Consider the following 12,049-nt stretch of genomic DNA (forward strand, 5'->3'; position numbering starts at 1 on the left):
AGGGATACCAAGTGCGCGCACCAAAGCAGCGCCACTGCGGCGTTGGTAGTGATGATAAACCATCGGTAACGGAGTCTGAGTCTGCTCGTTCGCTAACGTATGTCATCACTTCTCCATAGCCCCATTGGGCAATTAAACTTCTAACATCTCAAAATCGAGTTTGCCGACACCGCACTCAGGGCAGGTCCAATCATCTGGGATATCTTCCCATTTGGTCCCTGGAGCAATACCCTCTTCAGGGCAGCCAAGCTCTTCATCATAAATCCAGCCACATACGATACATTCATAACGCTTCATAGGGTTTCCTATTTAATAATTGCTAAAACAAATAACTTAACTATAAGTCCAATCACAATTGCCCAACTTGAGGCAGTCTCAATAGTCTTGATATGGTCGACTATATACTGCTAAATATCACGGACTCAATAGGTTCTATATAGGGATAGGTGATGGAGAATTAAAGTAGTAATATTTTACCATAAAGTCAGATCAAGCATGAATGATGGCTAAGCAGCTATTAATAAGCTAATCCCTTGAACTAAATAGTATTACAGGACTACAAGCCAGTAGATATTAGCTCGGCAGTCAAGCAATTGTAAAACCAATACTGCAAACAAGTAACTGGACTGAATGTGCTGGCTAAAATAATTAATAGATCAAGCCTAATGATTCAAGCTTAGTGCTTTTTGCTCAGTCATGCGAGCCAATCTGCTACCTCTCAATGACAAACATCGCTTCGCAACATACACCGATTAATCACGAGAAAAGCGCCATAATACTATAGCTTGTCTTATAGCTTAGTTACGCTAAGGGTGTGGAATTACTGCGGAGCTGTGGTAATATGCGCCTGCATTAGTGAAGCAGAGAAACGCCGATTATCTGCAAGTTTAGGTGGCTTTTAGTTATATTTATAAATAGTCATAGGGCTACTGATTTAATAGCCAGTTGGTAGTATCTAACTGGTCAGGACAAACAATCCAGAGGTAATATGAGTAAGACTGAGCAAGTGCAAGCGCTATCAAATGCCGATGACAATGACAATGGACAAAGTGAACAGTCAGGCTTGTCGGCCAATCATGAGTTTTGGGACGTCATCAGGACAGTTCCTGACTTTCCCAAGCCTGGTATCGATTTTTATGATATTACGCCGCTACTAAGGACACATATTGATCCGGTGATTGATGCCCTTCTTGCTGCGCTACCAGAAGGCTTGCTCGATGAGGTAGAGTGTCTGGCAGCTATTGAAGCTCGCGGATTTGTATTTGCCAGCTTACTGGCAGGTCGCCTTGGTAAGGGTATTATCTTGCTCAGAAAGCCTGGTAAGCTTCCTCCACCTGTGGCCAACAAATCTTATGCTCTCGAATATGGTAATGATACTCTAGAGATGCAAGATAATTTGCCGCCTGCCAAAGTATTACTAGTGGATGATATCTTAGCCACAGGTGGCACTTTGACTACTGCTTATGAGTTATGCCGTATAGCCAATCATGATGTCTGCGGTGCCTTAGTCTTGCTTGATTTAGTAAATTTACATGGTGAGTTTCCTGCCCCAGTGTATTCTGTATTGACCGCCTAAAGCATAACCTTCTTATACGATAAAGCCCTACTAACTCACTAGTAGGGCTTTTTTTGAGGGGAGATAATGAATTAATATTGGTTAAGATAAACAATATATAGACATGCAGGTACAGACGGTAATCGCATCAATTAGTGACGTAATCTGTATGTTGTATTATTTTTTCATTGCTTTTAGAGTATTGGCCAACTCGTCCCTAGCCGCAATAAACCCATCAATGCCTTTTGGCAATAAATTCTGTGTTACTTTATCTTGCTGATAAGCAGCGTCAAAATCGACTTGGTTTAGAGTGACCCTGTCCATATTTTTCATCGCCATGTCAGGAGATAACTGCCGTGATACCTCAACATCCATGTTTGCTAAGCTATCCAGTAGCTCAGGGGAGATGGTCAATAAATCGCAGCCTGCCAGCGCCAATACCTGCTCAGGGCTACGGAAGCTTGCGCCCATGACCTGAGTGTCGTAGCCGTGCTGCTTAAAGTATTGATAGATAAGCTTGACAGATTGCACACCCATATCATCCTCAACTGGTACGATCTGACGGTTTTGTTGGCGCTTTTGCCAGTCTAATATACGCCCAACAAACGGAGATATTAAGGTCACGCCAGCATCGGCACAAGCTACGGCTTGGTGCTGACCAAACAGTAGGGTAAGGTTACAATGGATGTTTTGTTTTTCTAGAATCTCAGCGGCTTTGATACCTTGCCAAGTAGCTGCAATCTTGACCAAGATTCGCTCAGGATCAACGCCGGCTTTAGCATAAGCTTCCATAAAGGCTAATGCTTTGTCCACAGTCGCTTCGGTATCATAAGACAGACGAGCATCAACCTCTGTGGAGACGCGACCGTCAATCAACTTGAGAATATCGCAGCCGATTTGAATGGTAAGCTCATCAATAACAGCATCAATATTACCGTTAAAACGGTTTAGATTGTCTGAAAGTAAGGCTTGTTTATCGGGATGAGTCAAGGCTTTGGTGATGAGGCTTGGGTTGGTGGTGGCGTCCACTGGCGCTAATCGCTCAATCGCAACCAAGTCACCCGTATCAGCGACGATAGTGGTCATGGTGCGAAGTTGTTCAAGTGCATTCATAAATCATCCTTATTAAACGTATTTTTAGCCTTTACTGTGTCAAATTTTTGCGTCATGCATTGGTTGAAAGTTGAGATTATTAACTAGTATAACGGATCAAGCGGTTGTTATAAGCGCGCTAATCGCTCATCTGCAAGCTATAGCAACCAGTTGCTGTCATGGTCTGGATGTATGGGTTAGTGCCATGAATGATGGGCACAAGCTTTGAGCAATAGCTCAGCTATAATCTCTAGCATTTAGCCTATACTTCCTAATTGAAAGCTTGATGTGCTCAGGGCTGAGCTTGATAATGAGCATAGTAACACCCTTTATCATCACAAACTACAATCATCAGGTAGCTCACTGAGAGTACTAACGAAGTAAGATGGCGATAACTTTGTCACTCTCAGCTGCTTGACCAGTCAAGCCTATAAAATACTATCAGGCTATCATGACTGAGTAATGAAACGATGAAAATATTATTTTGCTAATGGGCACACTGCAAGGTTTTTGGTATAGTAAGGGCGAATCTGACAATAGCGTTAGAGAAGGTAGCAAAAATACTGAGCAGTTAAGCCATAGCCATCTTTATGGCTCTTAGCAAAAGCAGATACACATCAATAAAGAGCGATACTAATAGCTAAGCTGGTGGCAATATACACAATCAGTCGAATTGGTAATTAAATTATACAGTTGAATGAGTTTTTGAATAAATAGTCGAACAATAAAGGATAGAGGTAATGAGCAATCAGTCTGAATCAGCAAACAAGCAAGACAATAACGCAGATCATAGTGACCGTGACGCTCAGGCAACGGCCAACAGTGATCAAGGTTTTTTGGATATATTACGGCAAAAGATAGATTCGGTAGATTGCGAAATCCATTCGCTAATTAATGAGCGTGCCAAACTGGCTCAGCAAGTCGCTACAGTAAAAAAAGACCATGCCAGTAGTAATGACAAATCTGCTCATCCTATCTTCTATCGCCCTGAGCGTGAAGCACAAGTCCTTAAGGCCGTTATGGCACGAAATACCGGGCCTATTAGCGATGAAAAAATGGCGCGATTGTTCCGAGAGATTATGTCAGTGTGTTTGGATTTAGAAGCACCGCAGCGTATTGCTTTTTTAGGGCCTGTAGGCACCTTTACCCATGCTGCCGCGCTAAAGCATTTTGGTAAAGCCGCTGATACTGTCCCGCTTACCACGATTACTGATGTGTTCCGTGAGGTCGAAGCTGGTACGGCGATGTACGGTGTCGTACCTGTTGAAAACTCTTCTGAAGGGGTAGTCAACCATACTCTAGATGGCTTTTTGTCATCGACCCTTAAGATTATCGGTGAGGTAGAGCTGCCTATTCATCAGAATTTTTTGGTGGCGGAACATACCAAAGTCGATGGCTTAAGCCGCATATACTCGCATCAGCAGTCACTAGCCCAGTGCCGTCACTGGCTTGATGTCAACTTCCCCAATGTAGAACGCGTCTCGGTATCCAGTAATGGGGAGGCTGCACGGCGTCTTAAAAATGAGTGGCATTCAGCGGCTATAGCAGGAGACGTTGCTGCTGCTGAATATGGTCTGCACAAATTACACGAAAACATTGAAGATAACCCTAGCAATACCACGCGATTCTTAATCGTCGGTCATGAAGCTATCGCCCCTTCAGGTCAGGACAAAACCTCTATTGTGGTCTCAGCGCACGACAAAGCTGGGGCATTAATTGAGATACTAAAGCCACTATCGGCGCATGGGGTATCCATGACCAGTATCGAGACGCGACCTGAGCGCCCGAACAAATGGGCTTATGTCTTCTTTATTGACATGAATGGTCATATTAATGACCCTAACGTTAGTGCTGCCATTGCTGATATTCGTCCCTTGGTCAAAGATCTACGCATATTGGGCTCATATCCTAAAGCCGTTTTATAGTTTAGCTGAGTTATCAATCGTCTGATTTTCATTGAAAGTTATCCCAAATTCGTGTGCCGGCAAAGCGTCGGCCATTTGCCGCGATCTAAAGTCTATCGCATGGAGAAAAATGTGCAATTAACCCCCGCTTATGACAGTATCTTATCCATTCAAGCTTATCAAACGGGCAAGCCAATCGAGGAGCTATCTCGTGAGTTTGGTATTCACGATGTCGTCAAGCTCGCCAGTAACGAAAATCCAATGGGCTGCTCCCCGTCAGTAACACTCGCTATTACTGAGCATTTGAGTCAGTTGGCTCGCTATCCAGACGGCAGTGGCTATTATTTAAAGCAGGCCATAGCGGACTTTACAGACGTTAATGTTGACCAAATTACGCTAGGTAATGGCTCAAATGATATCTTGGATATGATTGCCCGCAGCTTTGTGAGCAATAAAGATGCCATTGTTTATAGCCAATATGCCTTTATCGTCTACTCAATGGTAGCGAAGATGCAAGGGGCAAGAGGTATCGAAGTACCGGCCAAGCGCTTTGGCCATGACCTTGATGCTATGCGAGATGCCGTACTTAATAATGACAATGTCAAAGTGGTATTTATCGCTAATCCAAACAACCCAACGGGTACGCTGCTGACCACTGATGAGCTGCGTGAGTTTTTGCAGGCCATTCCTGAGCATGTATTGGTGGTAATCGATGAGGCTTATATTGAATACAGCCCAGAGAGTAATAATCGCGGTTTACTAGACGAGTTTGAGCAGCTAATACTGGTTCGAACTTTTTCAAAAGCATACGGTCTTGCAGGACTGCGGGTTGGCTATGCACTATGTAATGCTGAAGTTGCAGCAATAATAAACCGTATCCGTCAGCCTTTTAATGTTAGCCGTGTCGCTCAAGCAGCAGCCCAAGCAGCGCTGTCAGATCAAGCATTTATTCAGCGAGTGCAACAGACCAATCAAGAACAAATGCAGTGGCTAGCGAAGCAATTTGACGCCCTTGGGTTAGGCTTTATTCCTTCGTACGCTAACTTTTTGATGGTGGAGGTCGGTGATGCTAAGACCGTCAATCAGAAGCTAATGGAGCAAGGGGTTATCGTTCGTCCATTGGCAGGTTATGGCCTTGAAAATTGGCTACGAATCACCGTAGGCTTGCCAGAGGACAATATTAGACTGATTGATACCTTACATTCTGTCTTAGTCTAATAGCTTAAATAATGAGCGGCTAAACCGTTGCTAATTTAATTCGCCTGTATCATTATCCCAAAAGAAGTTTTAAATATTGTTCTAAACATAGTTTTTTTAAACACTGTCTTGAGTGAGCCTTAGTGAGTAATACATTGTCATTACCCAATCCATCTTTATCTGCTGATATCGAGGCAGATATTGAGCCCTATCATCGGTCATTGTCATCATCGAATCCACTGTTTAATAAAGTGATTATTATCGGTCTGGGCTTGATAGGTGCCAGCTTAGCGCAAGCAATAAAAAACAATGAGCTGAGTACAAAGATTGCAGCAGTCGATCGACATAAGCCAAGTATTAAGGCTGCTATTGCTGAGGGGGTTATCGATCAAGGTTCTGAGGTGCTATCAGAGGTAGCGAGTGGCGGTGACTTAATCGTTATCGCAGTACCAGTCAAGGCTGTACAAGGTGTATTTGTAGATATCCAACAAGCCATACAGACTGGGCAGCTAGCAGCGAGCTGTCTTATTAGTGATGTCTGTAGTACAAAGATGACAGTAATTGAAGCAGCAAAGGCAGTATTTGGCGATAATATCCCGGCTGGGTTGGTTCCGGCTCACCCAATAGCGGGGGCTGAGAACTCTGGCTATTATGCTCGGCGCGCCGATTTATTTGTTAATCATAATGTCATTGTCTGTCCGCCCAGTAGCGCAAGTTGTCATGCCATTGAAAGGATAAGTAGGCTGTGGCAAGCTGTGGGCGCAGCAGTTATGACAATGTCGCCTGAGCACCATGATAAGGTGCTAGCGCATACCAGCCATCTGCCACACTTATTGGCTTTTAATCTGGTCGGTCAGCTGGCAGATCATGACGATAATATGGACATCTTCCGCTATGCCGCTGGCGGCTTTCGAGACTTTACTCGAATAGCGGCCAGTGATCCGGTTATGTGGCATGATATCTTTTTGGCCAATCAGTCGGCTATCGTTAGTGCACTAGATGAGTTCAGCGATTATCTGGGACAGCTGCGTAAGCTTATCGTAACTGAAGACTCAGTCGCTATATTAGGGTTATTGGGCCGTGCACAGGCAGCCAGACGTCATTTTGGCCATATGCTGACCAGTACTCCTTATACTGCTACGGAGACGGCAGCGGCTTCGTATATTATTACGCCTAGTCGGTGTGTATCAGGGACGATTGCTATCCCTGGTGATAAGTCTATCTCACACCGTAGTATCATGTTGGGTAGCTTAGCGACCGGTACGACGCGGATTAAGGGTTTTTTAGAAGGGGAAGATGCGTTAGCAACGCTACAAGCGTTTCGGGATATGGGCGTAACCATTGAAGGTCCAGACAATGGTAATGTGACGATTCATGGCGTCGGTATGCACGGTCTTAAACCAAGCAAGACACCCCTGTATATGGGCAACTCAGGCACCAGTATGCGCCTGCTCTCAGGCATACTGGCCGCGCAAGACTTTGATAGCGTATTGACGGGTGATGTCAGCCTATCGCGGCGGCCAATGGAGCGCGTCGCGGCACCATTACGTGATATGGGTGCACAGATTCAGTCAACGGGTCAAAGAGGCACTGCGCCGCTGAGTATCACTGGTAGGGCGAAAGTTGGCAGACCGTTACAAGGAATAGAGTACTCTATGCCAGTAGCGTCAGCGCAAGTGAAGTCTTGTTTGCTGCTAGCCGGGCTTTGGGCCAAAGGTACGACTACGGTGCTACAGCCTGACGTTAGCCGCGATCATACTGAGCGTATGCTCAGCGCTTTTGGCTATCCTGTAAAAGTCGAGGGCCAACATATCAGCGTAACTGGCGGTGGCTCACTGAGCGCATGTGATATCGCTGTGCCAGCTGACATATCTTCTGCAGCCTTCTTTATGGTGGCTGCCGCAATTGCCAAGGACAGTGAGCTGACCTTAAGTCAAGTTGGTATCAATCCGACACGCACTGGAGTTATTGAAATATTGCGGCAGATGGGAGCAGATATTGCGTTAAGTAATCAGTCGCAAGTTGGCGGCGAACCTGTAGCTGATATTACTGTTCGCTCATCGAATCTACAAGGGATTAATATTCCGGCGTCTCTAGTACCTCTCGCTATTGATGAATTTCCAATATTATTCATAGCGGCAAGCTGCGCTCGGGGCAAGACTGTATTGACGGGTGCCAAAGAGCTGCGAGTTAAAGAGTCAGATCGCATAGCGGCTATGGCAGAAGGTCTAGAGACACTAGGGATAGACTGCTGCGTCACTGAGGATGGGATTATTATCGAAGGCCGCGGCAGCAAACACAGTCATGATGCTATATTTACTGGTGGTAGCGTTGCCTCATATCATGATCATCGTATCGCCATGAGTTTTGCTATTGCCAGCTTACGTGCTAGCGATACTATCATTATAGAAGGAACAGAGACGGTGAATACTAGCTTCCCTGGGTTTGCTGAGCTGGCTAATAGTATCGGACTATCTATAGCGACTAAATTAGCATAATTTAGAGTAGAATCAAGCATTGAAGTAGCAATTTAGTCGTCACTGATTGGAGCTATACCAAGGGTATGCTTAGCGTTTGAATTTCATTACTCCTAAGATATTTTATACTTCTAATCCCACCTTTGGTTATATTTATAGCCTTTGTTAATCTATTCCGCATCCAGTGATGGGTGCGTTATTTTTTTGGTAGTTAGCCATGACCACACGAACAGTGACTAAAAAGCGGACGACCCCTATCGTCACCAGTAAACAAGGGGTGCTTACCGCCCTGACAGCCTTTATTATTTGGGGTGGGTTTCCTTTATATTTTAAGAAGTTAGCTGCTTATAACGCTACTGAAATTATTGGTCATCGTATTGTTTGGACCTTCGTCTGCGTGACTATATTTATGCTAGTCAATCGGCGCTGGCAGTGGTTTAGTATTTTAAAATCCCAACCAAAGTGGCTGGGTGTGACCTTCATAGCAGGCCTTATTATTGCGACCAATTGGTTGACTTACGTTTGGGCAGTCAACCATGATCGGATATTAGAGGCGAGCCTTGGCTATTTTATTGGTCCACTGGTGGGGGTGGCTTTGTCTATGCTGCTATTTAGAGAGCGTCTGCGCCCCCTTCAGTGGATCGCTATTGGCTTTGCTTTATTGTCAGTGGCGATTCAGATTGTGATGATTGGCAGTCTGCCGTGGCTGTCATTGATATTAGCATTTAGCTTTAGTATTTATGGCACGATTCAACGCCAGACACCGTTGACGGCGATTGATGCGATGTTTGTCGAGACAGCCTTACTGGTGCCTTTTTGTATTGGTTGGTTTTGGCAGGCAGATGTGGCCAGTAGCCATCTGCAATTTTGGTTCAGTAGTAATATTTGGTTATTAATGTTGGCAGGCCCAGTCACACTGATACCACTGCTGCTCTTCAATAAGTCTACGAAGCAAGTCGCTTATAGTGTCTTAAGTTTTATGAATTATCTTACCCCAACGTTTATTTTCTTCTTGGCCATATTTTATTACCATGAACCATTTGACATGCATAGACTGGCCGTATTTGGACTAATTTGGTTAGGATTATTATTGTTTAGTATCGACCTTTGGCGCAATCGCCCTAGTAAGCGACTAAGCTAGGTCATATGCTAAGTTAAGTCCTCAATTGGCTTATGCGGTTTAAAATGAGATTGGTTTTGTTAGTCAGCGGCAGATCTTGTAGAAAATATACCCATATTATCTACAAGATTATAAAGATTGACCCTGTTAATTACCATTTTAAGCTCATTAAATGTCAGTGCTAATAAGTAAGGATTCGGCTTCATATAGTTAGTCCTATTTAAAACTGAGACGTAACAGAATCGCTGCTATAAATTTACTGGCTAGAAGTCATGAGGTAACTGAGGCGGGTGTTGATTTATTCTAGCGACTTTGTGTCAAATCTAAAATGGATTGACTATACTGTAGTTCAGTTAATAACCTTAATGTTTATTGGAGTATTTACATGCCATCTTCTCAGAGCGATATTGTCTTTATCGAAGGGCTCAAAGTTGATGCAGTTATTGGAGTTTATGAATGGGAGCGCAGTATCACCCAGCCTCTTATTATAGATATTCAAATGAGCACTGACATTTCTGCTGCTGCTGCCAGCGATGATGTGACAAAAGCTATCAACTATAAAGCAGTTTGTGATGATGTCACTAAATGGTGTCAACAGAGCCGCTCTGGATTGGTTGAGCATTTGGCAGAGTATCTAGCTACTCAAGTATTAGCAAATTACCCTTGCTCAGCCATCACTATTAAGGTCGCTAAGCCTACGGCAATTAGCGCTGCTGATGCTGTAGGAGTACAGATCACCCGCTACACAGCTTAGCTATTGAGATGTCATTAACGTCAATAACCTTGAGACTACCTATGTTAGGGACTTAAATGGTTGATGGTCATTCGTCTAGCGAGTAGATGAGTCGTCTGTCAGTCGTATAGTTAATTATTGATGAATAAACAGCTATTTAATAAACAACCATTGCGTCACTCTATCAATATTAGTGGTAAATCGCTAAACAGAGAGGTCAAATAAGACATGCTAACTTGCAGAATCAAAGCATTATGAGAATAGAAAGCTGCGATAATGCGGCTCAAAGCAATTTAGCTTCTAGCGAGAATTTATCAAAGTCTCTTATCGATGAGTTGCTCATTGCTATGGGCAGTAATGATAATGCCGCTTACTACCTTCCATTGGCGCAGGCTAAGCTTGAGCAGCTTGGTAGCATTGTATTAACTGACGCCCTAGTAAACCCTGACTTTACGGCGACCGCTCAGCATCCTAAACCTGATTACACCAATCAATGTGTTTATCTTAAGCTGCAAAAGCCGCTAGATTTAGCGGCATTAATTCAGCAGTTTAGACAAATTGAGAATGACTGCGACCGAGCAAGATCACTTGATGCTACCACAAATAGTTTATCTCATGTAGTCAGCCGCCGTGATAAGCAGCAATGTGCTTCGGACGCTCAAATATCAGAAAAGATAAAAAAAGTGAGTGTGGACATAGATATATTGGCATTAAAAGTAGTTGGAGAGCCATCGTGGCAGATATCAAAGCGGCGGCTGCCGTTTAAGACTCATGAGGTTATTGGTCTTACTCAATTGCTCCGCGAGCAAGCTGTGGACTTTACAGCGCTTATTCCTTATCTACGAGCTAACCATATCTATAGTTAGCTCATCATCTAACACTTAGCGATACTATTTATCCGGATAAATAAAAGACTGGCGGTCAAAACGACTCACCAGTCTTATTGATTAGCACGCTACCTTGCTACGCTGTCAGACTTACTGCGCCTCGGATGACAGCCGCGCAATAAAGGCTACTTTTCTTCTAGTACATCCAAGTCTTTGGCGGATAGCTTCTCATAATCCTTTTGGCAAAAATCTGGATCTAGGCGACAGATAGCAGCTTGAAGCTCATCGAGACGGGCTTCTGATTGCTGAATATGCTCTAGCATTTTGGCAAAGGCCTCTGCCACGGGGTCCTGCACCCCCGGCCCCAGACCATATGCTTTAAAGCCAAAGGCTTCTGCCAAGCGCATCTTTTGACACTCTGCCTCATTTAGAGGTTGTTTTGGAGTTTCATTCACAGCCAGCTCCTCTTGGTTAGAGGGCTTGTCCATCTTGACGCTCTCTTGACGCTCTGTGGCGGTATGTTTTTCGTCTTGAGGCTTGGTAGCTGGCTTACTGATAAGGTTACCTTTTTCGTCATGATGCTCTGATATCATTCTGGCGGCACTACCGACCATAGTAGCCCCTGCGGGCACCGGCTTTACCACCACCGCATTAGAGCCTATCTTGGCATTTTTACCTACCGTAAAAGGCCCCAATACTTTTGCGCCAGCCCCCACCACCACGCCATCTTCTAGAGTAGGGTGACGCTTGCCTTCATTCCACGATACGCCGCCTAAGGTCACACCGTGATAAAGGGTGACATCATCGCCAATTTTGGCAGTCTCACCAATGACCACCCCCATGCCATGGTCAATAAAAAAGCGCTTACCGATCTCAGCTGCAGGGTGAATCTCGATACCAGTGAGTGACCGCGCGCCGTATGAGATGGCCCGAGCGATAAACTTTTGATCATGTTGCCATAAATAGTGAGCACCGCGGTGTAGGATGAGCGCATGAATACCCGGGTAGGTCAATAGCACTTCAGCGGTATGCCGAGCGGCTGGATCGCGGTCAAAGACAGCAGCAATGTCTTCTTTCAGCTCATTTTTTATAGCAGTAAGTGATTTTAGTAAAGATTTTGGTGATCGCATGATGTGTCCTGTTG

General features: G+C 44.5%; 10 protein-coding genes. 7 read left to right on the plus strand and 3 right to left on the minus strand.

Annotation, left to right across the window (positions count from 1 at the left end):
• Positions 1–132: 132 nt before the first annotated feature.
• Entirely contained in the window at positions 133–297 is a 165-nt protein-coding gene (locus EGV92_RS08765) for a rubredoxin (RefSeq protein ID WP_131668884.1), read from the minus strand.
• 691 nt (positions 298–988) lie between these two features.
• Here EGV92_RS08765 and EGV92_RS08770 point away from each other — a divergent pair.
• Positions 989–1,576: an adenine phosphoribosyltransferase gene (locus EGV92_RS08770; RefSeq protein ID WP_131668885.1), complete on the plus strand. Its 588-nt coding sequence runs from the start codon at positions 989–991 to the stop codon at positions 1,574–1,576.
• Positions 1,577–1,732: 156 nt separating this feature from the next.
• Here EGV92_RS08770 and EGV92_RS08775 read toward each other — a convergent pair whose 3' ends face one another.
• A complete protein-coding gene (locus EGV92_RS08775) occupies positions 1,733–2,668 on the minus strand; it encodes a transaldolase (RefSeq protein ID WP_131668886.1) in 936 nt (311 codons plus the stop codon).
• Between the two features lie 719 nt (positions 2,669–3,387).
• Here EGV92_RS08775 and pheA point away from each other — a divergent pair.
• The 6 genes from pheA (at position 3,388) to EGV92_RS08805 (ending at position 10,944) form a co-directional block, all read left to right on the plus strand.
• Positions 3,388–4,572 (plus strand): prephenate dehydratase, encoded by a 1,185-nt coding sequence (pheA, locus tag EGV92_RS08780; protein WP_207401772.1) that lies wholly within the window; start codon positions 3,388–3,390, stop codon positions 4,570–4,572.
• A 99-nt stretch (positions 4,573–4,671) separates the two neighbouring features.
• Complete coding sequence (hisC, locus tag EGV92_RS08785) at positions 4,672–5,769, plus strand: histidinol-phosphate transaminase (RefSeq protein ID WP_131669079.1); 1,098 nt, start codon at positions 4,672–4,674, stop codon at positions 5,767–5,769.
• Positions 5,770–5,969: 200 nt separating this feature from the next.
• Positions 5,970–8,246 (plus strand): bifunctional prephenate dehydrogenase/3-phosphoshikimate 1-carboxyvinyltransferase, encoded by a 2,277-nt coding sequence (locus EGV92_RS08790; protein WP_207401779.1) that lies wholly within the window; start codon positions 5,970–5,972, stop codon positions 8,244–8,246.
• A 196-nt stretch (positions 8,247–8,442) separates the two neighbouring features.
• Positions 8,443–9,366 carry an EamA family transporter RarD gene (gene rarD / locus EGV92_RS08795; RefSeq protein WP_131668887.1) on the plus strand — a complete coding sequence of 308 codons (924 nt, stop codon included), beginning with the start codon at positions 8,443–8,445 and terminating at the stop codon, positions 9,364–9,366.
• 364 nt (positions 9,367–9,730) lie between these two features.
• Positions 9,731–10,099: a dihydroneopterin aldolase gene (folB, locus tag EGV92_RS08800; RefSeq protein WP_131668888.1), complete on the plus strand. Its 369-nt coding sequence runs from the start codon at positions 9,731–9,733 to the stop codon at positions 10,097–10,099.
• A 233-nt stretch (positions 10,100–10,332) separates the two neighbouring features.
• Positions 10,333–10,944: a 2-amino-4-hydroxy-6-hydroxymethyldihydropteridine diphosphokinase gene (locus EGV92_RS08805; protein ID WP_131668889.1), complete on the plus strand. Its 612-nt coding sequence runs from the start codon at positions 10,333–10,335 to the stop codon at positions 10,942–10,944.
• A gap of 146 nt (positions 10,945–11,090) precedes the next feature.
• On the opposite strand, the gene cysE is transcribed toward EGV92_RS08805, so the two are convergent.
• Entirely contained in the window at positions 11,091–12,035 is a 945-nt protein-coding gene (cysE, locus tag EGV92_RS08810) for a serine O-acetyltransferase (RefSeq protein WP_131668890.1), read from the minus strand.
• Positions 12,036–12,049: the final 14 nt, after the last annotated feature.

The organism is Psychrobacter pygoscelis, from assembly GCF_004335015.1.
Lineage (GTDB): Bacteria > Pseudomonadota > Gammaproteobacteria > Pseudomonadales > Moraxellaceae > Psychrobacter > Psychrobacter pygoscelis.